The organism is Streptomyces sp. NPDC047079, from assembly GCF_040643755.1.
In the GTDB taxonomy this organism is placed as follows: domain Bacteria; phylum Actinomycetota; class Actinomycetes; order Streptomycetales; family Streptomycetaceae; genus Streptomyces.
In genome coordinates this window covers 147112-168613 of the sequence record NZ_JBEYUZ010000011.1, presented here as the reverse complement: position 1 = coordinate 168613, position 21502 = coordinate 147112, and the positions used below count along the sequence as shown (strand labels likewise).

Below are 21502 nucleotides of genomic sequence, written 5' to 3'. Positions count from 1 at the left end.
GACCTCAGCCCTCAGGGCCGGGCGCCGCCCTCGGCCCTCGCGGCCGAGGGCGCCCCTCAGTCCTCGTAGCCCTGGGCCGCCCTCTCCTCCCGCAGTTCCTTGATCGCGCGGCGGCGGGCCAGGCGGTGGGTGCGGCGGATCTGGGCCTCCTGGTAGCGGCGCTTGTCGCGCTCCGTCTCCGGGATGACCGGCGGTACCGGCCGCGGCTTGCCGTCGGCGTCGACCGCGGCGAAGACGAGGTACGCGGAGCCGACCCGGGTGCGCGGCGTGGACTCGTTCCAGCGCTCGGCCAGCACCCGCACCCCCACCTCCATCGACGTGCGGCCGGTCCAGTTGACCTGGGCCTTCACATGGACCAGATCACCGACCCTGACCGGCTCGAGGAACACCATCTCGTCCATCGACGCGGTGACGGCCGGGCCGCCGGAGTGCCGGCCGGCCACGGCGCCCGCCGCGTCGTCGACGAGTTTCATGATCACACCGCCGTGCACCGTGCCCAGCAGGTTGGTGTCGCTGTGGGTCATGATGTGGCTGAGGGTGGTGCGGGACGCGGAGGTGGGCTTCCCGGGTATGTCACCCGCGGTATCGCCCGGAATTTCTGATTCCGAGGCGGGGGCCTGGTCTGTCATACCGTCCACCTTATGCCGGGGCCCCGAGGCGGAGACTTTGTGTCGGCTTCGCAACAGCCCTGACCCCGTTCTTCGCCACCCCTTGTACGGCCCATACCGGGACCCGGCACACTGGGGCGCATGAACGATAGGCCCGAGGGATGGTCCGAGGACAGCCGCGGCAACCGCTACGGACGCGGCAGCACCAGCGCGCAGCCCGAGGGCGCGCGCGTGATGCGTCAGGTCCGGCGCACGCCGGGCGGGGCGGGAGGCCCTCAGGCCGCGCCGCCGTACGGCGGGGTGCCGCAGCAGCCGTCGTACGACCAGGGATACGGCGGTTACGACAGCGGCTACAACACCGGCCAGGTCTACGGCGCGCCGCCCGGCCGCCCGCAGGGGCCGGGCGGCACTGGACCGGGGGCCATGCGCCCGGCACCGAACTGGGGACGCCGGATCAAGTGGACCGCGATCACCCTGGTCACCGTGCTGGTGGTGACGACGGTGGCCACGTACTTCTGGGCCGACTCCAAGCTCCACCGGGACGTCGACCTCTCCAAGGTCATCGACCGGCCTGCCGCAGGCCAGGGGACCAACTACCTGATCGTCGGCTCCGACAGCCGCGCGGGCATGTCCGCCGAGGAGAAGAAGAAGCTGCACACCGGGTCCGCCGAGGGCAAGCGGACGGACTCGATGATGATCCTGCACGTCGGCGGCAACGGCGACACGCTGATCTCGCTGCCCCGTGACTCGGACGTCGAGATACCGACGTACAAGGGCTCCACGTCCGGGAAGGTCTACCAGGGCACGGGCCGCCATGTGAAGCTGAACGCGGCCTACGCGGAGGACGGCCCGGAACTCCTCGTCCGCACCGTCGAGTACAACACCGGCCTGCACATCGACCACTACGTGGAGATCGGCTTCGCAGGCTTCGCGAACATCGTGGACGCGGTCGGCGGTGTGGAGCTCACCATCGACAAGGGCTTCAAGGACAAGTACTCCGGTGCCGACTTCAAGACGGGCAAGCAGACGCTGAACGGCCAGCAGGCCCTCGCCTTCGTCCGCACCCGGCACGCCTTCGCCGCCAGTGACCTCCAGCGCACCAAGAACCAGCAGAAGTTCCTCTCCGCGCTGGCCCACCAGGTCGCGACCCCGACCACGGTCCTCAACCCCTTCAAGTTCTACCCGACGATGAGCGCGGGCCTGGACTCCCTGATCGTCGACAAGGACATGGGCCTGCTGGACCTGGGGTCCATGTTCTGGGCGATGAAGGGGGTCAGCGGCGGCGACGGCACGTCGATGAACATGCCGGTCTCCGGCTCCGCCGGCGGCAACCTGCTGTGGGACAAGGCCAAGGTCAAGACGCTGGTGGGCGAGCTGAACAACGACGAGAAGGTGACGGTCACGGGCAACTGAGCCGTCCACCGTCCGAGGGCCCCGCCGAGCGGTTCGGCGGGGCCCTCGGCGTTCAGACGGCCCGTGTGCGCTCGACCCGGCAGAGGCAGAAGGGGTGCCCCGCCGGATCCGCGTACACCCGGAAGTCCCGCTTGCCGTTCAGGTCGTTCACATCGAGCGGCCGGGCGCCGAGGGCGAGCACCTTCTCCTCGGCGGCCTCGATCGCCTCCACGGTGTCACCCGCCGCCAGGTCGAAGTGGAGCTGCTGCGAGTCGGCGTCGTCCCGGGGCCACTCCGGCGGCTTGTGCCCGGGCGCGCGCTGGAAGGCGAGCTTGTGGCTGCCGGGCACATGCAGGTCGACCCAGTCGCCGTCGCCCTCCACCGTTCCGCCCAGCACCTGCGCGTAGAACTCGGCGAGCGCGCGGGGATCCGGGCAGTCCAGGACGACGGACCACATGCGGGCGACGGGCTGTGCCATGGTGACCTCCTCGTGGATCCGGCACCTGCGTCAGCAGGCGCAGAGGCAGAACGGGTGCCCAGCCGGGTCCGCGTAAACACGGAAGGTGCGCGAGCGGTCCTCCGCGTCCAACGGCCGGGCGCCGAGCGCGAGGACGCCCTTCTCGGCCGCGTCCAGGTCGTCGACCGCGAGGTCCAGATGGAACTGCTGCGAGTCGTCGGGGGACGGCCACTGCGGCGGTACGTGCCCGGGCGCGGCCTGGAACGCCAGCGACGGGCCGCCGGGCACCTTGAGGTCCACCCAGTCGCCGTCGCCCTCCACCGTGCCGCCCAGCACCTCGGCGTAGAAACCGGCGAGGGCGTGCGGGTCGGGACAGTCCAGGACGACGACGTCCAGCTTGGCGAGCGCCATGATTCCTCCTCACAGTCCGCATTCCGGAGTTACCGGTAAAGCAGCGCAACCGGTAACCTCGTTACCCCATGCTTGCGGATTGGGGGTAACGTCGCAAGGGGGATGTGGACAGGTAACGTCGCGGACATGAGGTCGCAGAGGTCGCAGAGATGACGGACAGAGCCCCCGCGCCCGGCGGCCTCGCCCTGCTGGAGGCGCTGGTCAACACCGTGGACCTGGAGTCGGGTGAGGACCGTCTGGACACGCCGGAAGGCCGCGCGGAGTTCGGCGTCACCGAAGCCGGTCTGGCGGACGTACGGGAGCTGAGGGAGTCGCTGCGCGCCGTCTGCCTGGCGCACGCGGGTCACCCCCCGCACCGCGAGGTGACACCCCTGGGCGCGCTGCTGGCGCGGGCCCCGCTGCTGGTGGCCGTCGACGAGCGGGACGGCTCGGCGTCCCTCGCCCCCGCCGACGCGGGCGCTCTGCTCTCCCGGGTGGCGGCGGCCGTCGCCGAAGCGCTCGCCGAAGGCACCTGGTTGCGTCTGAAGGCATGCGAACTGCCCGACTGCCACTGGGCGTACTACGACCGCAGCCCGGCCGGGAAGGGCCGCTGGTGCTCGATGTCGGTGTGCGGGGCACGTGCGAAAATGCGGCGATACCGGGCGAAGTAGGCGTACGACCGGCAGGGTTGAGCAGGTGCCGCTCGTGCGCCTGGGCCGTGGTGCAGAATGCAACAGGACGCCGGTCCGGCCGACTGAGCCTCGGCCGGACCGGCGTCACCCTTCTCCTTACGCGGTCGGGCGTCCCATGGCGCGGTAGGTCCACCCCGCCCGGCGCCACAGCTCGGGTTCGAGTGCGTTACGGCCGTCGAGGATCACCCGGGAGGTCGCCGCCTCGCCCAGCTCCGCCGGGTCCAGCTCGCGGAACTCCCGCCACTCCGTCAGATGCAGCACGACGTCGGCGCCCCGGACCGCCTCCAGGGCGGAGCCGGCGTACCCGAGCGTCGGAAAGAGCCGCCGCGCGTTCTCCATGCCCTTGGGGTCGTAGACCGTGACCTGGCCGCCCTGAAGGTGGATCTGCCCGGCGACGTTCAACGCCGGCGAGTCGCGTACGTCGTCGGAGTCCGGCTTGAAGGTGGCGCCGAGCACGGCGACCCGCTTGCCGAGGAACGAGCCGCCGCCGAGCGCCTCGCGTGCCATCTCGACCATCTGGCCGCGGCGGCGCATGTTGATGGAGTCGATCTCGCGCAGGAACGTCAGCGCCTGGTCGGCACCCAGCTCGCCCGCGCGCGCCATGAACGCCCGGATGTCCTTCGGCAGACAGCCGCCGCCGAAGCCGATCCCGGCCCGCAGGAACTTCTTGCCGATCCGGTCGTCGTGGCCGATGGCCTCCGCCAGCTTGGCCACGTCGCCGCCCGCGGCCTCGCACACCTCCGCCATCGCGTTGATGAAGGAGATCTTGGTGGCGAGGAAGGAGTTCGCGGAGGTCTTCACCAGCTCGGCGGTCGGGAAGTCCGTCACGACGAAGGGCGAGCCGTCGGCGACCGGGGTCGCGTACACCTCGCGCAGCAGCTTCTCGGCCCGCTCGCTGCGCACGCCGACCACGATCCGGTCGGGGTGCAGCGTGTCCTGGACGGCGAAGCCCTCCCGCAAAAACTCCGGGTTCCAGGCCAGTTCGGCGTCCCCGCCCGCGGGCGCGTGCTCGGCGAGGTAGGCGGCCAGGCGGTCCGCGGAGCCGACCGGCACGGTCGACTTGCCGACGACGAGGGCCGGAGCCTTCAGATGCGGCGCGAGCGAGGCGATCGCGGCGTCGACGTACGACATGTCGCAGGCGTACTCGCCGTGCTTCTGCGGGGTGTTCACGCAGACGAAGTGGATGTCGCCGAACTCGGCCAGTTCGGCCCAGTCCAGGGTGAAGCGCAGCCGCCCGCTGGAACCCTCGATACCCGCCACATGCTTGCGCAGCAGCTCCTCGAGTCCCGGCTCGTACATGGGGACCTCGCCCCGCTGGAGCATCTCGATCTTCTCGGGGACGACATCGAGACCCAGGACCTCGAACCCCAGCTCGGCCATGGCCGCGGCGTGTGTGGCGCCGAGATAGCCGGTGCCGATCACTGTGATCTTGAGGCTCATGGGTGCTCCCGTCCAATAGGCGCCGGCGCATCACGCCGCCCCCGGGTGGGTGGTGTCGGCCGACGGGCGTGCGCGGCGGTGAATCGGTGCCCGAGCATAGCCGGGCCCCTCGACGGGCAACTTTCCCGCTGTCGCCAAGCTCACGTATCACTCGCGTGGGCGTACCCCTAAAATTTGGGTTACTTAACGGTAATTAGCGTCAGCACAGCGTCTTTGGAGCGTGAGACCTTGGCCGGATCGGCTGACTTCGACCTGTACCGCCCGTCCGAGGAGCACGACATGCTCCGCGACGCCATCCGCTCGCTGGCCGAGGCGAAGATCGCGCCGTACGCCCCCGCGGTCGACGAGGAGGCCCGCTTCCCGCAGGAGGCGCTGGAGGCCCTCGTCGCCAATGACCTGCACGCGGTCCACGTGCCGGAGGAGTACGGCGGCGCGGGCGCGGACGCGCTCGCCACGGTCATCGTGATCGAGGAGGTGGCCCGCGCATGCGTGTCCTCCTCCCTGATCCCGGCCGTGAACAAGCTCGGCTCCCTGCCCGTGATCCTCTCCGGCTCCGAGGAGCTGAAGAAGAAGTACCTCGGGCCGCTGGCCAAGGGCGACGCGATGTTCTCGTACTGCCTGTCCGAGCCGGAGGCGGGCTCCGACGCGGCCGGCATGAAGACGCGGGCCGTGCGTGACGGAGACCACTGGGTGCTCAACGGCGTCAAGCGCTGGATCACCAACGCGGGCGTCTCCGAGTACTACACGGTCATGGCGGTGACCGACCCCGAGAGGCGCTCCAAGGGCATATCCGCCTTCGTCGTCGAGAAGTCGGACGAGGGCGTCTCCTTCGGCGCCCCGGAGAAGAAGCTCGGCATCAAGGGCTCCCCGACCCGCGAGGTCTATTTCGACAACGTCCGCATCCCCGCCGACCGCATGATCGGCGCGGAGGGCACCGGCTTCGCCACGGCGATGAAGACGCTGGACCACACCCGCATCACCATCGCCGCCCAGGCCCTCGGTGTCGCCCAGGGCGCCTTCGACTACGCCAAGAACTACGTCCGGGAGCGCAAGCAGTTCGGCAAGCCGATCGCCGACTTCCAGGGCATCCAGTTCATGCTCGCCGACATGGCGATGAAGATCGAGGCGGCCCGCCAGCTCACCTACGCGGCGGCGGCCAAGTCCGAGCGCGGCGACAGCGACCTCACCTTCCAGGGCGCCGCCGCCAAGTGCTTCGCCTCGGACGTGGCGATGGAGGTCACCACGGACGCCGTCCAGCTCCTCGGCGGCTACGGCTACACCCGGGACTACCCGGTCGAGCGCATGATGCGCGACGCCAAGATCACGCAGATTTATGAGGGCACGAACCAAGTTCAGCGGATCGTGATGGCAAGGAACCTTCCCTAGTAGGGTTTTTGCAGGTCAGAAGCTGTTTCGAAGGTCCGGAGGGACACCTTCGGCTTTCTGCCCGTTGCGGCCCGATCAGGGCCGTTCCTGGGCGTCATGCTGGGGGAATCCTGGGCAGATGCCTGACTGAAAACAGCCACTGACCTGCACAAACAACACAGCCCCCGGCGCGACGCCGGGGGCTGTTGTCGTACGCGGATCAGGCGACCTCTGATGCCTCCGTCGGGTCGTCGGCGCCGGGCGTCAACATCGTCGCACCTGTGGCGGATCGTGCGTCGGTACGCCCGGATCCTGGGTGAGTCCCTTCCGGAGGGACAGGCCGTGTTCATCGAGCGGACCGCAGAACAGACGCTCAGGGTTGCCGCCTGCCTGGCAGCGTCCGAGTGCTCCCATCAGATCACGGAAGAGATGCTGTCCGCTGCCTTCACTCTGGTTCGGCGGTCGGTACAGGATGCCGTACGGATCACCAAGGGGGCGGCGTCTTCAAAGGTGAAGCGACAGCCGCTCAGTCTCGCCGATAAGGTCCGGGCCCGCATCGAGATGCACGGGGGACGGGCCACGTCCTCTCAGGTTCTCCCGTTCGTCGGGGCAACGGCCGCTGACGTCAAGGCACTTCCCGGAATCGTCGTGACCGTGGAGCGGTCGGGTAAGACGGGCCGACCGGCCACCGTTTCCTCACTCCGCGGTGACAGTTCCGGTGACTCTGTGCCGCAGCCGGCCAGCACGGACAGCAACAGGAACCGGGACACTTCCCGTCACGCTGAGCCGCAGCCGGCCAGCGCGGAGCGTGAACAGAACCGCGCAACGGTTGTCCGGCTTGACGCTTACCGACCAGCACCCAAGCCTCTGCCGGAACCGAAGCGCCCCCAACCGCTCGAAGAGAACCCGTTCCGAGCACTGCTCTAGGCAAACCAAATCAGCCCTGGACTACCTCCAGGGCTGATCATCTTGGTCCTGGTGGATGAAAAGCGGGGTTGATACCACTACCGCAGCACCGGCCCTGACGGGCTGGAGCCGCACGACGATGTTGTACCCGTCGGGTCCGTTGACGGCGCGCTCACGAGGCTCTGGGCAACGAGACGCGGCCTCGGATGTCCGAACCCAGGGGCGCTCTTCCCACCGTGGAGAACACCAGACACGCAGCAAGGCCCAGCCCGACGGCTGGGGCCCGTCATCAGCCCTGTCTGTAGTCTCGGGCCAGGCGTTCCATCTCCTCGCCCCAGATGGTTACGTTGTCGCCCTTGCGAGCGAACTCCTCTCGGGCCAGGCGGTAGAACCCCGCGCCGGGCTCCCGCTTGTTCGGGTCCTTGAACACCACCATGGCACTGAGCATGGCTTTCTTGCGGTCAGGGCTCTCCTGGCGGGAGACGTCGGCCAAGAGAAGATCCATCTCCACACTGTGGGCCGGAACGTTGTGGCCCTGCTCCTCCAGGAGCTTGCTCAGCTCCCCGTACTGGATCGGACAATCCCCGTTACGGGCCCGTTCCAACAGGATCTCTGCCATGGCCTCTTCGGCTGCCTCGTACGCCGCCGTTCCTCGCTTCAACGCTTCCCCCTCCACCGCGTCAGGAGCGCCACCGTACCGGTAGCTGGCCCAGAAGTAAGGGGTCTCCGGCGAGAGGGGTACTGCGGTCTACATAGAGCCGCCTCGCACGCCACGACACCGTCGTCTTCACGATGACATCTCTTCTTGTTCGCAGCTCAACCACATATGATCACCGGCTACATGGGCAACATGGGGGGCGCACCTACATGCACGACTTCATCGAACGCATCGGTGGTTGGACTCCGGTAGCGATTTTCGGAGGGGCTAACTCCGCCTTCGACTACTTCACCCACTGGGACTCGTACGACGTCCACCAGCGAAAAGAGTGGTCGAGAAGCGCCGCAACTGGTTCATCTGGGGCACTCCGATTGACTACGCAACCTCTTACATGACTGTCGACTTGTGGCGTGCCTTTTGCTCCTCGCGTATAGAGAAGGCCAAACAGGCTGGATGGCCTGACTTGAGGCCTGAACACTTGCGGAAATGAGAAAAAGGTCCACCCTCTTGTTTCTACTACGCGACTGGGCAGGCCGCTCCAGGAAGTGCACGATTCGGGGAGCACGTCACCACTGCCAGGGACAGATACGAGGGACGTTCCAGATAGAAGCCGTACGACACATCAGCGCCCGAATGCAGGTGTTCGGCAGCAGCGTTCACCAGTCGGGCCAGGCGGGTGGTGTCTCGGTCCCGTTCCGCCGCGAACCGGGGCGCGTACTCAGCCAGTCGCTCACCGAGCCAGGCCGCCGCCTCCTTGGCTTCCTCCCACGTGCCACGAACGATGGAACGGGGCTTGATCAGCCAGTACGCCGTTTCAAGGGGCGGCAGATCGGTGGTCGGGAACTCCGCCGCGACCTCTCGATAACGCTGGATCAGTTCTGGTCTGCTTCCCGCCGGGGGCGGCTCAGGATGTGGAGGTCGCCGCAGGGCCCCATTGTCGAAACGCTCTTTCGGGCCGGTCCATAGATAGCCGTGGTGGTGCACCAGTCGTTCCGTTCCGAGGAGTGCCAGCCAGGCCGGGCCGGACCCAGTGACAGGGGATGGACCCGGCCTGGCTGGCGGGAGGGGGAGGATCAGACGTTCAGGCCGAAGCGCGCCGGGTCGATACCGGCCGCGTCCAGTTCCTCCGTGGTGAACCGCAGCGGTTGGGCGTCCGGCCGCTTGCTGTCACCCAGGGCCCAGGCGTCGTCACCGATCCGCGCCAGGGTCACGCACCCTTCGGTGCAGGGGCCGCCGCATGCCTTCACGAACGACGCCCCGTTGATGTCGAGCGCGTACAGATCACTTCCGTCCAGCATCACTGCACCTTCCTGCTCAACTGATCACGGCCATGACTGACCGTCGCCGCCCATACCGGGCGGGAGTTCAGGGATTCCACCGCAGGGGCGGTGTCTCACTCGGTGCGGACGACCATGGCGAACGAGGTCCGGATGCGCCGGAAACCGGCGTGCCCGGACCGGCCCGTGTGGCTCATGCACTCCACGTCGACGCAGGCCGAGTCATCGGCGGGAGTCGCCTTCCAACCGCAGTGCAGACACTCGGCCTCGAACGTCACGTCCGTGTCGGGATGCTCGGTGATCCGGTGCATGACGTACCGCATGGCCGCTCTGACGCTCACAGCCCACTCCTACGGCTCCGCGCGTTGGCTGCGGCGACTCTGCCGCTCAGTCCCGCTGACGGGCTACGCGGCGGGGGCTTGTAGTCAGGACACTTCGGGCTCCCGCACTCACACCGAGGCCAGTGCAAAGCCGACCTCGGCGCCAGGTCCGCGCCTTCGGGGCCAGGGTCGCTCTTCTGCACCATGAGCACGCCGCCGACGCCGAACGCTCCGGAGAGACGGGAGAGGAACTGTCGGGCCTCACTGCTGCCCACATGATCAGCCGCTTCGGTCCTATGTGCCTTGCTGTCGCTCACCATGGCCCCCATCTTCGGCGGCCCACGATTGCGCCTCTAGCCTGTTTCCTGTTCCCGCAAAAAGTCGTTGCGGATGCTTTCGATCAGATTCCGCATTTCGTCGCCGGCCAGCGCGGCTTGCTCGAATCCTTCGAACTTATCAACGTAGAGACTCACATCTCGCGGGTCCGTAACGACGACTTCGGCATGGACGGTTTCAACCGTCACCATGCGGTCGTCACGGATGACGAAGGCATGATTTGCGATGTCATGTTGCTGAACTCGCAGAGGGACTATCCGGATGTCCACGTGGGAGAGCCGTGAAATGGAGACGATGCGATCAAGCTGAGCAGCCATCATCTGCGGTTGCACGATGCGCCAGCGCAGAACAGGTTCGGTGATGATGAACCGAAGCGACTTTGCGTTGTCGTAGAGAACCGCTTGCCGTTCGAGTCGCCCATTGATCGTTCGCGTGAGTGCGTCTTCACTCAGGTTGTGTCGTTGCAGAATGGCCCTGATGTACTCGGGAGTCTGGAGCAGGCCCGGAACGAGCGCGGGTTGAAACAGCCGCAGTACAGACATCTGGGCTTCCAGAGCCTTGGCGGCCTGCTGGCCCTTATGGACCCCGATCCGCTTGAGCAGGCGCCATGCCGTCGCCTCCGTCGCTGACGCGCGTGCGGCTTCCGCGTACTCCGCCTTGACCTCGTCCGAGACGCCGATGGCGGTCAGGATGCGCTCTACGTCCGTCGCGCTGGGTGCCAGCTTCGCATTCTCGATCTTGGACAGCTTGGACGGAGACATGAGGGCGCTGCGGGCCACTGCTTTGGCTTCCTTGCCGGATGCCACTCGCAGCGCCCGCAGCGCGGCTCCAAGCTGTGCTCTATTCACGTCCCGTACTTGGCCCACCATTCGGTGAACGGTTCCGCGTGCGCGAGAGCCGCATCACGGTACCGCGCGAATTCCGCTGTTCGTTCCGGTGGTAGCACTTCCGAACCCAGGTACTTTCCGCTTCCGTCGTAGTTCATCACGCCCCTCTCCCGTGCCGCTGCCAGTACCCCGCATCTGGGTCGATGCTCCCGAGGGCTGTGCGCACCGGTCAAGCGATCACGGTTGACGGAACGGGAAACCGCGTAACTTGCGTCAGGCCTGCTCGTATACCGCGCGACTGGCGGCGGTGCCTCCAGCCCGCCTCGGTCCTGCGCAGACTGTTGACGATCATGGGGAAATGCTGGGAAGGCCCTCTCTAGGAGGGGTCTTCGTGCAGGTCAGGGTCGTATGACCTGTAAAGCACGCAGATTTACGAAGGAACGAACCAGGTCCAGCGCGTCGTCATGGCGCGCAACCTGCCGTAGTGCGCCGCCCGTTGCACGCGGTCTGCTGCGGCAACGCGCGGTGGTTTCCGGGGCACCCTGCGGGGTGCCCCTTTCCTTCGTACGGCAGGGTAGGGACATGAGCGATCCGGCGACGACGGCGGAGCTGCCGTCCTTTCCGTACCATCCGGACCCCCTGGCCACCGGTTCGGTGGTCGCCGCGGACACGGAGTGTCTGTGCTGCGGGCTGCGGCGCGGATACGTGTACGTGGGACCCGTGTACGCGGTGGCGGACGTCCGCGCCGAGCTGTGCCCGTGGTGCATCGCGGACGGCAGCGCGGCGGAGCGCTTCGGCGCGCAGTTCACGGAGGTGACGGGCGAGGCACCGAAGTCGGTGGTGCGGACCGTGGAACGGCGCACGCCGGGCTTCTCCGGCTGGCAGCAGGAGCGCTGGCTGACGCACTGCGGGGACGCGGCGGCGTACCTGGGGCGCGCGGGCGCCAAGGAGCTGGCGGACCATCCGGAGGCCGCCCAGAGCCTCCGCGAGACCCTGGGTGAGACGTTCTTCGCGTCGCTGGACGCCGACGGCCAGCCCACCGCGTATCTGTTCCGCTGCCGCAGCTGCGCGCAGCACGTGGCGTACGCGGACTTCACCTGACGCACGGCAGGGGGCTCCCACAGCGGTGGGCGCCCTCTCGGATCAGCCGTCCAGCTGCTCCAGCGTCGCGTTCGACGGGCCCCGCCGCCCCTGGAGGTCACGGGCCACATCCTCGGCCGCGCCCAGCACCCGTACGGCGTTCTGCCAGGTCAGCTTGGCCAGGTCGGAGGTCGACCAGCCGCGGTCCAGCAGCTCCGCTATCAGGTTCGGGTAGCCGGAGACGTCGTCCAGACCCTCGGGCGTGAACGCCGTGCCGTCGTAGTCGCCGCCGATGCCGAGGTGGTCGATGCCCGCCACCTCGCGCATGTGGTCCAGGTGGTCGGCGACCGTCGCGACCGTGGCGACCGGACGCGGGTGCCGCTCCTCGAAGGCACGGTGGACCTTCATCGCCTCGTGCGTGGTGTCGAGGTGGTGGAAGCCGTGCGCGCGCATGTTGTCGTCCGCCGCGGCCGTCCAGTCGACGGCCGCCTGGAGGACGAACTTCGGGACGAACGTCACCATCGCCACCCCGCCGTTCGCGGGGAGTCGCTCGAGGACGTCGTCGGGGATGTTGCGCGGGTGGTCGCACACCGCCCGGGCGGAGGAGTGGGAGAAGATCACCGGGGCGTCCGTCGTGTCCAGCGCGTCCCGCATGGTCGTCGCGGCGACGTGCGAGAGGTCCACGAGCATGCCGAGGCGGTTCATCTCGCGGACGACCTCGCGGCCGAAGTCCGACAGGCCCCCGACGCCCGGCTCGTCCGTCGCCGAGTCCGCCCAGGCGACGTTGTCGTTGTGGGTGAGCGTCATGTAGCGCACGCCCAGCCCGTACAGCCCGCGCAGGGTGCCGAGGGAGTTCGCGATGGAGTGGCCGCCCTCCGCGCCCATGAGGGAGGCGATACGGCCCTCCGCGCGCGCCGCCTCCATGTCCGCGGCGGTCAGCGCCTGCCGCAGGTCCGCCGGGTGACGGGCGACCAACTGCCGTACACAGTCGATCTGTTCGAGGGTCGCCGGCACCGGGTCGGGCAGGTCGGAGCGGACGTACACCGACCAGTACTGCGCACCGACGCCGCCCTCGCGCATGCGCGGGATGTCGGTGTGCAGATGGTCGTTCTGGCGGGTGGCGATGTCACGTGCGTCGAGGTCGTAGTGGACCTGTTCGCGCAGCGCCCAGGGCAGGTCGTTGTGCCCGTCGACGACCGGGAACGCGCGCAGGAGTTCGCGGGCTGCCTCCGATGGGTTCACCGCGGTCACTTCCCCTTGCCGAAGCCGAAGCCGCCGGCCGCGCCCTCGACCTTGGCGCGCAGCCGCTTGCCCTTCTCGGTGGCCTGGTCGTTGAGGTCGTGCTGGAAGTCCCGCATCCTGCCGAGGAGTTCCTCGTCGTGCGTGGCGAGGATGCGGGCCGCGAGCAGACCGGCGTTGCGGGCGCCGCCCACCGAGACGGTGGCCACCGGCACGCCGGCCGGCATCTGCACGATCGACAGCAGCGAGTCCATTCCGTCGAGGTACTTCAGCGGGACGGGGACGCCGATCACGGGGAGCGGGGTGACGGAGGCGAGCATGCCGGGCAGGTGGGCGGCGCCGCCGGCGCCCGCGATGATCACCTTCAGACCGCGGTCCGCGGCGTGCTCGCCGTAGGTGATCATCTCGCGCGGCATGCGGTGCGCGGAGACGACGTCGACCTCGTACCTGATCTCGAACTCGTCGAGGGCCTTGGCGGCGGCCTCCATGACGGGCCAGTCGGAGTCCGACCCCATGACAATGCCTACGACCGGGCTCATTCCGTGATCGTCCCTCTCAGGTAGCCGGCAGCGTGACGGGCGCGCTCCAGCACGTCGTCGAGGTCGTCGCCGTAGGTGTTGACGTGACCGACCTTGCGGCCGGGCTTCACGTCCTTGCCGTACATGTGGATCTTCAGCTGGGGGTCGCGGGCCATGCAGTGCAGATACGCGGAGTACATGTCGGGGTAGTCGCCGCCCAGCACGTTCACCATGACGGTCCACCTGGCGCGCGGACGCGGGTCTCCGAGCGGGAGGTCGAGAACGGCCCGGACGTGGTTGGCGAACTGCGAGGTGATCGCGCCGTCCTGGGACCAGTGGCCGGAGTTGTGCGGGCGCATCGCCAGCTCGTTGACGAGGATGCGGCCGTCGTGGGTCTGGAACAGCTCGACGGCGAGATGGCCGACGACGCCGAGTTCCTTGGCGATCGTGAGGGCCAGCTCCTCGGCCTTGAGCGCCAGTTCCTCGTCGAGGCCGGGGGCGGGTGCGATCACGGTGTCGCAGACCCCGTCGACCTGTCGCGACTCGACGACGGGGTACGCCACGGCCTGGCCGTGCGGCGAGCGTACGACGTTGGCGGCCAGCTCCCGTACGAAGTCGACCTTCTCCTCGGCGAGGACGGCAACACCGGCGCGGAACGGCTCCGCGGCCTCCTCGGCGGACCGCACGACCCACACGCCCTTGCCGTCGTAGCCACCGCGGACCATCTTCAGGACGACCGGGAAGCCGTCGCCCTCCTCGGCGAACGCGACGACGTCCGCCGGGTCGCTCACGATCCGGTGCCGGGGGCACGGCACGCCGATCGCGTCGAGCTTCGCGCGCATCACGCCCTTGTCCTGGGCGTGCACGAGCGCGTCCGGGCCGGGGCGCACGGGGATGCCGTCCGCCTCCAGGGCCCGTAGGTGCTCGGTGGGCACATGCTCGTGATCGAAGGTGATCACGTCGCAGCCCCGCGCGAAGGCACGCAGCGTGTCCAGGTCGCGGTAGTCGCCGATGACCACGTCATGGACGACCTGCGCCGCGGAGTCCTGGGGGGTGTCACTGAGAAGCTTGAACCTGATGCCGAGCGGGATGCCCGCCTCGTGTGTCATACGAGCGAGCTGGCCACCGCCGACCATGCCGACTACCGGGAACGTCACGCTCCTAGGGTATCGGCCGCGCCAGGGCGGCCGGATCCCGTCCCTCTCGGGGCTTTCTTTCCTTCCTCATACAGTCGTCCACGGGCATCGCCCGCGACCGCTGGTTAGCATGGCGGAGTTGACGGAACCGCTCGGTGCGCCCTGCCGGCCCGCCGACGCGACCGATACGACCCGATCCGACGGGGGCTGGCGACACCATGGGCAGTGGTTCCACGGGCCTGCAGGACAAACCCCGAGGTGCGGTGCGCCGGCAGGTAGAGCAGTTGCTGCGCGAGATCGCCAAGTTCGGGGCGGTCGGCGGGGCGGGGCTGCTGGTCAACCTCCTTGTGTTCAACCTGGTGCGCAACGTCACCGGTCTTCAGGTGGTCCGGGCGAGCGTCATCGCCACGATCGTCGCGATCGTCTTCAACTACATCGGGTTCCGCTACTTCACCTACCGGGACCGGGACAAGAGCGGCCGCACCCGCGAGATGATGCTGTTCCTGCTGTTCAGCGCGGCGGGCCTGGTGATCGAGAACGGCGTGCTGTACGTGGCGACGTACGGGTTCGGCTGGGACAGCCCGTTGCAGAGCAACATCTTCAAGTTCCTCGGCATCGGTCTCGGCACGCTGTTCCGCTTCTGGTCCTACCGCACCTGGGTCTTCCGGGCGATGCCCGCCGGGGAGGCCGTGGCGGGCGCGGAGTCGATACTCGAGCAGGCGGAACGGCGCCGCCGCCAGGGCCAGCGCGTCGACCGCTGACCCGGCACCCGGTCCCCTCTCCGCTCACCTGACCGGCTGCTCCGGTTCGTCGCCCGGCGGGGGCACCTTGAGCGGTGTGCGGGACAGGAACAGGCCGAACACCGGGGGCTTCGCCTGGAGCATCTCCAGACGCCCGCCGTCGGCCTCCGCGAGGTCCCGGGCGACCGCCAGGCCGATGCCCGTCGAGTTGCGGCCGCTGATCGTGCGCTCGAAGATGCGGGAGCCCAGCTCCGGCGGCACTCCGGGTCCCTCGTCGGTGACCTCCACGACCGCCTGGTTGCCGGTGACGCGGGTGCGCAGCGCGACCGTGCCGCCGCCGTGCATGAGGGAGTTCTCGATCAGGGCGGCCAGCACCTGGGCGACCGCGCCCGGCGTGCCCACGGCCCGCAGATGCCGCTTGCCCGAGCTGACGACGGCGCGTCCCGCGCTGCGGTAGGCGGGGCGCCACTCGGCGAGCTGCTGCTGGATGACCTCGTCCAGGTCGAAGGAGACGGCGGAGCCGGTGCGCGGGTCCCGGGCGTTCGTGAGCAGCCGCTCCACCACGTCCGTGAGCCGCTCCACCTGCGTCAGCGCGATCGTCGCCTCCTCCTTCACGGTGTCGGGGTCATCCGTGAGGGTGATCTCCTCCAGGCGCATCGACAGTGCCGTGAGCGGTGTGCGCAGCTGGTGGGAGGCGTCGGCGGCGAGCCGCCGCTCGGCTGTCAGCATGCGCCCGATCCGCTCGGCGGAGGCGTCGAGGACATCGGCGACCCGGTCCAGCTCGGGGACGCCGTAGCGCTTGTGGCGCGGCCGGGGGTCGCCGGAGCCGAGACGCTCCGCGGTCTCCGCGAGGTCGGTCAGCGGGGAGGCGAGGCGATTGGCCTGGCGCACGGCGAGCAGGACCGCGGCGATGATCGCGAGCAGCGCGACCAGGGCGATGATCAGCAGCGTCCGGCCGACTTCGCGGGTCACCGCGGAGCGGGGCTCCTCGACCCGTACGGTCTCGCCCTGCTCGCCCTTGGCCGTGGCGTGGATGACGTCTCCGACGGGCTTGACGCCGACCTGGATGGGGGGCTGGCCGGGGATGTCGATGAGCGCGTACCTGTCGCCGGTGACCTGGTCCTCGAAGATCCCGTGGTTGACCCTCTCGCCGCCGAGGAGCCGGCTGTCGACGATGCTGGCGAGCCGCAGCGCCTCGGAGTCGACGCGTTCCTGGGCGCTGTTGCTGATCGTCCGGGTCTCGACGATCACCAGGGAGACGCCGAAGACGGCGATCACGACGAGGACGACGGCGAGGGTGGACTGGATGAGACGACGACGCACGGGGCCCTCCGGGCGGTGGCTTTACGACGACCAGTGTGCCCCTCACGCGCCGGCACCCGGGACGGGGCGGCGGCGGCTCCCGACGGGCAGGGAGCCCTGACGTCGACCGGCTCGGCCGTCGTGGGCGCGGCCGTGGCGGCGTGACGCGCGTCGTCACGCGCCCCGCGCCGCTGCCGCGCCCGCCCGGCCGAGCCGGGCGGCAGCACCTGGTGCTGCCGACCGGAAAGGTTCACCGGTTCGCGACGCCCGGCAAACCTTTCCGGCCCACAGCGCTAGTTCTTCTCGAAGCGGAAGCCCACTCCCCGTACCGTGGCGATGTACCGCGGGTTCGCCGCGTCGTCGCCCAGCTTCTTGCGCAGCCAGGAGATGTGCATGTCGAGGGTCTTGGTGGACGACCACCACGTGGTGTCCCAGACCTCCCGCATCAGCTGGTCACGCGTGACGACCCGGCCCGCGTCGCGGACGAGGACCCGCAGCAGGTCGAACTCCTTCGCGGTGAGCTGGAGCTCCTCGTCGCCCATCCACGCGCGGTGGGACTCGACGTCGATGCGGACCCCGTGCGTGGCGGGCGGCTGCGCGGGCTCGGTGGCGCCGCGCCGCAGCAGCGCACGGACCCGGGCCAGCAGTTCGGCGAGCCGGAACGGCTTGGTGACGTAGTCGTCGGCGCCCGCGTCGAGACCGACGACGGTGTCCACCTCGTCGGCCCGCGCGGTCAGGATCAGGATCGGGACGGTGTGGCCCTCGGCGCGCAGCCTTCGGGCCACCTCCAGTCCGTCCATGCCGGGCAGCCCGAGGTCCAGCACGACCAGGTCGACGCCGCCCTGCATTCCGGCGTCGAGCGCGGTGGGTCCGTCCTCGCGCACTTCGACCTCGTAGCCCTCCCGGCGGAGGGCCCGGGCCAGCGGCTCCGAGATGGACGCGTCGTCCTCGGCGAGCAGTACACGGGTCATGGGGTGATGGTAGTCCGCCCACGACATGAGCAAAGGTGTGATCGAGGGTGTGATCGGCGTACCGGGCTCTTACCTTCGGCTGCGATCATGAGGTGGCGCGCCCCCTGATCACGTAGCGCGTTCGCGCCTGCGCTCGTGCGGTGTCATCCTGGCAGAGACCTTCGAATGGGCGTTCAAGGTTGCAGGATCACCTGTGATCCCGGTCTCAAGTCCTTCCATATACGACGCTGTCATGCCGTATGGTGACCCAAACGCCTGTAGCACCACCAGAGACCTTTGGCTGGCACTCGACGCTGAGGGTCTCTTTTGCGTGCGGGCTGGTTCTCCCCAGCCTTGAAAGGAATGACCTGTGGCCGGGCCTCGGGCGCATCGACGCAGACGCGCGCAGAGGCGTGGATCCCGGTGACCGCCGTCCGCCGTTCCGTGACCCGGAGCGGAGACCCCCTGGGCGTGGGGTGGGCGACCGGTCCCGCCGGTGCCGGCCGCCCCATACCGGGTGCGCACGACCTTCCGGCTCTCGGCTCCGCCCGAGCGGAGGGACCCCCACGGCAGCGCGCCCCGACCAGCAAGGAACGACCATGGCGTCCAGCCTGACGAAGGACTCGGTCCGCCCGGGTACACCCGGGCCCGAGAAGACCTTCTTCGGCCACCCCCGCGGACTGGCCACTCTCTTCATGACCGAAATGTGGGAGCGCTTCAGCTTCTACGGCATGAGGGCCCTGCTCGTCGTCTATCTGCTCTCCGGCGGCCCCGACGCCAAGAAGGGCAGCATGGGCGGTGGCCTCGGCATGGACCTGGCCACCACGACGGCGATCTACTCGGTCTATCTGTCGATGGTGTACCTGCTCGCCATGCCCGGTGGCTGGCTGGGTGACCGCGTCTGGGGTCCGCGCAAGACGGTGACGATCGCCGCGATCACGATCATGTCCGGTCATGTGGTGCTGGCGCTGCCCGGCGGTCAGGCGCCCTTCTTCGCCGGTCTGGCGCTGGTCGCGCTCGGCTCCGGTCTGCTGAAGGCCAACATCTCCACCATGGTCGGCCACCTCTACAACGGCCCGGACGACCCGCGCCGTGACGGTGGCTTCACGATCTTCTACATGGGCATCAACATGGGTGCCTTCTTCGCGCCGCTGGTCATCGGCACCGTCGGCCAGCAGGTGAACTGGCACCTGGGCTTCGGCCTTGCCGCCGTGGGTATGGCGATCGGCCTCGCGGCCTTCCTCATCGGCACCCGCACGCTGAACCCGCAGAGCAGTGTCGTCCCCAAGCCGCTGGACACCGCGGAGCGCGCCTCCTGGCTGCGCAAGGGTCTGCTGTGGCTGGCCGTCGCGGCCGTCTTCTACGGCATCGTCGGCTTCAGCGGCCACTTCACCCTGAACTGGGCGATGATCCCGCTCACCGTCATCGGCCTGATCGTCCCGGCCGGTGTGCTGCTGCGCATCAAGCGGGACAAGGAGCTGACGGCCGTCGAGCAGTCGAAGATGACCGGCTACATCTGGTTCTTCGTCGCGGCCGCCGTCTTCTGGATGATCTACGACCAGGGTGGTTCCACCGTCCAGGCCTTCGGTGAGACCAAGGCCTCCGGCTCGCTGCTGGGCTTCGACTTCCCGTCCTCCTGGTACCAGTCGCTGAACCCGGTGTTCATCATGGCCCTGGCGCCGGTCTTCGCCTGGTTCTGGATCTGGCTGAGCCGCAGGAGCAAGGAGCCGAGCACGGTCGCCAAGTTCGCGGTCGGCCTGTTCTTCATCGGTGTCTCGTTCTTCTTCTTCCTGTTGCCGCTGGGCATGGCCACCAACGGCACCCTGGTCAGCCCGATGTGGCTGGTGGGCATCTACCTGATCCAGACCGTCGGCGAGCTGTGCATCTCCCCGGTCGGCCTGTCGGTGACGACGAAGATGGCGCCGGCCAAGTACGCCAGCCAGATGATGGGCGTCTGGTTCCTCGCGGTCACCGCGGGCGACTCGGTGACCAGCCTGCTGTCCAACCCGGCCGTGGCCGGTGTGGACCTCAGCGGCAAGGGAGCGGTGGCCGTGGAGGCCGTCCTCGCCGCCCTCGCCGGCATCGCGGTCTACCTGTACCGCCGGAAGGTCAAGTCCCTGATGGGCGACGTCCACTGACGTCCTCCGGACACACGGAGAGGGCCGCGGCACCCTGGGTGCCGCGGCCCTCTCGTGTCCGGCGGCCGTATCCGCCGGGCGGTGCTCCGGTCAGGCCGGTCAGGCCTTCGTCTCGACCTTCCACGACCGTGTGAAGCTGCTGAAGCCGCACATCACCGTCGACTTCTCACCCGGCTTCTTCCACGGCCCGAACACCGTCCACGGGATCTCGTGCGGGGTGCCGCGGGCCCGGTTCACCCGCCGGGCGGGGCGTCGGCCGCCGCCGTACTCCCCGGATCCGTGTGCGGTGCGAACCGGGGCAATATTCCTGACGGTACGTCAGGTGGGCCCTCAAGGTACGCCCGGGGCCTTGTGGAGGGAAGACACACTGCGCGCCGGATCCATGGTGATCCGGCGAGTCATGGGTGAGGGGTGCCTGCCGTGCGGAGAGGGGTTCACACCAGGGGCGCGGCCTCGCGGGCGGCCGTGCCGCACGGGCCGGCGGGGTCAGGCGGGTGCGCCCAGCTCCGCCCACACGGTCTTGCCCGCCGTGCCGGGCGTGCGTACGACCCCCCAGTCCAGACACAGCCGCTGCACGATGAACATCCCGTGGCCGCCGGGGCGCCCGGCGCGGTGCGGGGTGCGCGGGGCGGGCTGGCCGGCGCCGTGGTCGGCGACCTCGATGCGCAGCACCTTGTTGTCACAGGCGATCCGCAGCTCCTGCGGGCCCTCGGCGTGCAGGCAGGCGTTGGTGACGAGCTCGGAGACGACGAGCAGCACGTCCTCGGCGGCGGCCCGCTGGTCGGCGGTGGCGGCGGGCAGCCAGCCCCATGCGTACAGCGCCTGGCGGGTGAAGTCACGGGCGAGCGGGACGACGCCGCTCTGGTCCTCGAAGCTCAGGGTGCGGACCTGCCGGACGCGGGCGGAAGCCGCCGCCTCGCCGGGCACCCCGGAGGAGGCCCCCTCGGCCGACGGCTCCTGCGCGGGCTTTCCGGAAGCGCCGCTGGGCTCGGGGCCGCGGTCGCCCGGCGAGTAGGGCCGGGTGGTGCTCATCAGCGCTTCACCTCACCGATTCACCAGTTCACGATTCAAGACGATTCAAGACTCAGTACGGGATGGGCGGCGTTCTGCCGGTCTGCTGCTCGTGCTGTGCGCGAGTGCCCTTTTCCTGCGGTGCTCACCCGGGCCGCCGACATGTTCAGCATGTCTCCTGCCCGACCGGACCGATGGAACACCCATGGATTCGACCGGAACCTGTGACACCTGTAACGCGCCGGTCACAGAGGGGCACCCCCAGGGCGCGGGCCCACACACCGCGCTACTACTCCAGGGCCGCGTCCAGCGTGTCGTGGACGGCGAAGACGGCATCGGCCCCCGTGATCTCGAACACACGGGCCACCACCGGCTGCATCCCGACCAGATGGATCCCGCCACCGCCGTCCTCGGCCTTCAGCCGGGCGGCGAGCAGCACGTTCAGCCCCGTGGAGTCACAGAACTCCAGTCGTGAGCAGTCCACGACCAGGCGCACGAACCCCTTCTCGAGGCAGTCCTCGAGCGGTTCGCGCAACAATTCGGCGGTGTGGTGATCCAGCTCACCCGCCGGGGTCACGACGGCACTCGTGCCCTCTTGTCGTACCTCGACCAGAAGCCGGCCCGACTGTGCGCTGCCGACCGTCCCGCGGTCCATGCCGTCTCTCTCCCGACGTCGTGGCTGTTGGTGGACGCCCTCGAACACTACGCCTTCCTCACGTT

At 68.9% G+C, this 21502-nt stretch carries 22 protein-coding genes and 1 pseudogene; 6 read left to right on the top strand and 17 right to left on the bottom strand.

Annotated elements, in window-relative coordinates:
- Positions 1-56 precede the first annotated feature (56 nt).
- Positions 57-629: an acyl-CoA thioesterase gene (locus ABZ823_RS17340; RefSeq protein ID WP_361660263.1), complete on the bottom strand. Its 573-nt coding sequence runs from the start codon at positions 627-629 to the stop codon at positions 57-59.
- Between the two features lie 120 nt (positions 630-749).
- On the opposite strand from ABZ823_RS17340, the gene ABZ823_RS17335 reads away from it, so the two are divergent.
- The gene (locus ABZ823_RS17335; protein ID WP_361660260.1) at positions 750-2021 is read left to right on the top strand and encodes an LCP family protein; all 1272 of its coding nucleotides are present in this window, start codon (positions 750-752) and stop codon (positions 2019-2021) included.
- A gap of 52 nt (positions 2022-2073) precedes the next feature.
- Here ABZ823_RS17335 and ABZ823_RS17330 read toward each other — a convergent pair whose 3' ends face one another.
- Together ABZ823_RS17330 and ABZ823_RS17325 are read right to left on the bottom strand one after the other, a co-directional pair.
- Entirely contained in the window at positions 2074-2478 is a 405-nt protein-coding gene (locus tag ABZ823_RS17330) for a VOC family protein (protein ID WP_361660257.1), read from the bottom strand.
- Positions 2479-2508: 30 nt separating this feature from the next.
- On the bottom strand, positions 2509-2868 hold the full coding sequence (locus ABZ823_RS17325; RefSeq protein WP_361660254.1) for a VOC family protein: 360 nt from the start codon (positions 2866-2868) through the stop codon (positions 2509-2511).
- Positions 2869-3017: 149 nt separating this feature from the next.
- Between ABZ823_RS17325 and ABZ823_RS17320 the strand changes: the two genes are divergently transcribed.
- A complete protein-coding gene (locus tag ABZ823_RS17320) occupies positions 3018-3518 on the top strand; it encodes a CGNR zinc finger domain-containing protein (RefSeq protein ID WP_361660251.1) in 501 nt (166 codons plus the stop codon).
- A 117-nt stretch (positions 3519-3635) separates the two neighbouring features.
- On the opposite strand, the gene ABZ823_RS17315 is transcribed toward ABZ823_RS17320, so the two are convergent.
- A complete protein-coding gene (locus tag ABZ823_RS17315; RefSeq protein ID WP_361660249.1) occupies positions 3636-4979 on the bottom strand; it encodes a UDP-glucose/GDP-mannose dehydrogenase family protein in 1344 nt (447 codons plus the stop codon).
- Positions 4980-5207: 228 nt separating this feature from the next.
- On the opposite strand from ABZ823_RS17315, the gene ABZ823_RS17310 reads away from it, so the two are divergent.
- On the top strand, positions 5208-6365 hold the full coding sequence (locus ABZ823_RS17310) for an acyl-CoA dehydrogenase (RefSeq protein ID WP_361660246.1): 1158 nt from the start codon (positions 5208-5210) through the stop codon (positions 6363-6365).
- A gap of 1174 nt (positions 6366-7539) precedes the next feature.
- Here ABZ823_RS17310 and ABZ823_RS17305 read toward each other — a convergent pair.
- The 6 genes and pseudogenes from ABZ823_RS17305 to ABZ823_RS17280 form a co-directional block, all read right to left on the bottom strand.
- Positions 7540-7869, bottom strand: a complete 330-nt coding sequence (locus ABZ823_RS17305; RefSeq protein ID WP_361660244.1) for a hypothetical protein — start codon at positions 7867-7869, stop codon at positions 7540-7542.
- Between the two features lie 555 nt (positions 7870-8424).
- Positions 8425-8892: a hypothetical protein gene (locus ABZ823_RS17300; protein WP_361660241.1), complete on the bottom strand. Its 468-nt coding sequence runs from the start codon at positions 8890-8892 to the stop codon at positions 8425-8427.
- A gap of 89 nt (positions 8893-8981) precedes the next feature.
- Positions 8982-9206 carry a DUF397 domain-containing protein gene (locus ABZ823_RS17295; RefSeq protein ID WP_046427928.1) on the bottom strand — a complete coding sequence of 75 codons (225 nt, stop codon included), beginning with the start codon at positions 9204-9206 and terminating at the stop codon, positions 8982-8984.
- Positions 9207-9301: 95 nt separating this feature from the next.
- On the bottom strand, positions 9302-9526 hold the full coding sequence (locus tag ABZ823_RS17290) for a hypothetical protein (RefSeq protein ID WP_361660238.1): 225 nt from the start codon (positions 9524-9526) through the stop codon (positions 9302-9304).
- 332 nt (positions 9527-9858) lie between these two features.
- Positions 9859-10689, bottom strand: coding sequence for a helix-turn-helix transcriptional regulator (locus ABZ823_RS17285; RefSeq protein WP_361660235.1), 831 nt, complete (start codon positions 10687-10689; stop codon positions 9859-9861).
- Positions 10686-10829: pseudogene (locus ABZ823_RS17280) on the bottom strand (DUF6879 family protein); the annotation flags it as partial. The pseudogene ABZ823_RS17280 and the gene ABZ823_RS17285, both read right to left, overlap by 4 nt.
- A 421-nt stretch (positions 10830-11250) precedes the next feature.
- Between ABZ823_RS17280 and ABZ823_RS17275 the strand changes: the two are divergent.
- A complete protein-coding gene (locus ABZ823_RS17275) occupies positions 11251-11769 on the top strand; it encodes a CbrC family protein (RefSeq protein ID WP_361660232.1) in 519 nt (172 codons plus the stop codon).
- A 42-nt stretch (positions 11770-11811) separates the two neighbouring features.
- Here the strand turns inward: ABZ823_RS17275 and ABZ823_RS17270 are convergent, their stop codons facing one another.
- Genes ABZ823_RS17270 through ABZ823_RS17260 form a run of 3 tightly spaced genes read right to left on the bottom strand, consistent with a single transcriptional unit; the run spans position 11812 to position 14662 of the window.
- Complete coding sequence (locus ABZ823_RS17270; RefSeq protein ID WP_361660229.1) at positions 11812-12990, bottom strand: dipeptidase; 1179 nt, start codon at positions 12988-12990, stop codon at positions 11812-11814.
- A gap of 5 nt (positions 12991-12995) precedes the next feature.
- Complete coding sequence (purE, locus tag ABZ823_RS17265) at positions 12996-13526, bottom strand: 5-(carboxyamino)imidazole ribonucleotide mutase (RefSeq protein WP_361660226.1); 531 nt, start codon at positions 13524-13526, stop codon at positions 12996-12998.
- On the bottom strand, positions 13523-14662 hold the full coding sequence (locus ABZ823_RS17260; RefSeq protein ID WP_361660223.1) for a 5-(carboxyamino)imidazole ribonucleotide synthase: 1140 nt from the start codon (positions 14660-14662) through the stop codon (positions 13523-13525). The genes purE and ABZ823_RS17260 overlap by 4 nt, the downstream gene beginning before the upstream one ends.
- A gap of 197 nt (positions 14663-14859) precedes the next feature.
- Between ABZ823_RS17260 and ABZ823_RS17255 the strand changes: the two genes are divergently transcribed.
- Positions 14860-15402, top strand: a complete 543-nt coding sequence (locus tag ABZ823_RS17255; RefSeq protein ID WP_361660220.1) for a GtrA family protein — start codon at positions 14860-14862, stop codon at positions 15400-15402.
- A gap of 24 nt (positions 15403-15426) precedes the next feature.
- Here the strand turns inward: ABZ823_RS17255 and ABZ823_RS17250 are convergent, their stop codons facing one another.
- Complete coding sequence (locus ABZ823_RS17250) at positions 15427-16704, bottom strand: ATP-binding protein (RefSeq protein ID WP_361660218.1); 1278 nt, start codon at positions 16702-16704, stop codon at positions 15427-15429.
- A 272-nt stretch (positions 16705-16976) separates the two neighbouring features.
- Positions 16977-17654, bottom strand: a complete 678-nt coding sequence (locus ABZ823_RS17245; protein ID WP_086747411.1) for a response regulator transcription factor — start codon at positions 17652-17654, stop codon at positions 16977-16979.
- Between the two features lie 578 nt (positions 17655-18232).
- Between ABZ823_RS17245 and ABZ823_RS17240 the strand changes: the two genes are divergently transcribed.
- A complete protein-coding gene (locus ABZ823_RS17240; protein WP_361660215.1) occupies positions 18233-19771 on the top strand; it encodes an oligopeptide:H+ symporter in 1539 nt (512 codons plus the stop codon).
- Positions 19772-20257: 486 nt separating this feature from the next.
- Here ABZ823_RS17240 and ABZ823_RS17235 read toward each other — a convergent pair whose 3' ends face one another.
- Together ABZ823_RS17235 and ABZ823_RS17230 are read right to left on the bottom strand one after the other, a co-directional pair.
- Entirely contained in the window at positions 20258-20803 is a 546-nt protein-coding gene (locus tag ABZ823_RS17235; protein ID WP_361660212.1) for an ATP-binding protein, read from the bottom strand.
- A gap of 268 nt (positions 20804-21071) precedes the next feature.
- Entirely contained in the window at positions 21072-21437 is a 366-nt protein-coding gene (locus tag ABZ823_RS17230) for an STAS domain-containing protein (RefSeq protein ID WP_361660209.1), read from the bottom strand.
- Positions 21438-21502 lie beyond the last annotated feature (65 nt).

Bases quoted from the DNA above. Each gene is read 5' to 3' on its own strand.
- ABZ823_RS17340 (WP_361660263.1), bottom strand. From the start codon at position 629: ATGACAGACCAGGCCCCCGCCTCGGAATCAGAAATTCCGGGCGATACC.
- ABZ823_RS17335 (WP_361660260.1), top strand. From the start codon at position 750: ATGAACGATAGGCCCGAGGGATGGTCCGAGGACAGCCGCGGCAACCGC.
- ABZ823_RS17330 (WP_361660257.1), bottom strand. From the start codon at position 2,478: ATGGCACAGCCCGTCGCCCGCATGTGGTCCGTCGTCCTGGACTGCCCG.
- ABZ823_RS17325 (WP_361660254.1), bottom strand. From the start codon at position 2,868: ATGGCGCTCGCCAAGCTGGACGTCGTCGTCCTGGACTGTCCCGACCCG.
- ABZ823_RS17320 (WP_361660251.1), top strand. From the start codon at position 3,018: ATGACGGACAGAGCCCCCGCGCCCGGCGGCCTCGCCCTGCTGGAGGCG.
- ABZ823_RS17315 (WP_361660249.1), bottom strand. From the start codon at position 4,979: ATGAGCCTCAAGATCACAGTGATCGGCACCGGCTATCTCGGCGCCACA.
- ABZ823_RS17305 (WP_361660244.1), bottom strand. From the start codon at position 7,869: ATGGCAGAGATCCTGTTGGAACGGGCCCGTAACGGGGATTGTCCGATC.
- ABZ823_RS17295 (WP_046427928.1), bottom strand. From the start codon at position 9,206: ATGCTGGACGGAAGTGATCTGTACGCGCTCGACATCAACGGGGCGTCG.
- ABZ823_RS17275 (WP_361660232.1), top strand. From the start codon at position 11,251: ATGAGCGATCCGGCGACGACGGCGGAGCTGCCGTCCTTTCCGTACCAT.
- purE (WP_361660226.1), bottom strand. From the start codon at position 13,526: ATGAGCCCGGTCGTAGGCATTGTCATGGGGTCGGACTCCGACTGGCCC.
- ABZ823_RS17255 (WP_361660220.1), top strand. From the start codon at position 14,860: ATGGGCAGTGGTTCCACGGGCCTGCAGGACAAACCCCGAGGTGCGGTG.
- ABZ823_RS17245 (WP_086747411.1), bottom strand. From the start codon at position 17,654: ATGACCCGTGTACTGCTCGCCGAGGACGACGCGTCCATCTCGGAGCCG.
- ABZ823_RS17240 (WP_361660215.1), top strand. From the start codon at position 18,233: ATGGCGTCCAGCCTGACGAAGGACTCGGTCCGCCCGGGTACACCCGGG.
- ABZ823_RS17235 (WP_361660212.1), bottom strand. From the start codon at position 20,803: ATGAGCACCACCCGGCCCTACTCGCCGGGCGACCGCGGCCCCGAGCCC.
- ABZ823_RS17230 (WP_361660209.1), bottom strand. From the start codon at position 21,437: ATGGACCGCGGGACGGTCGGCAGCGCACAGTCGGGCCGGCTTCTGGTC.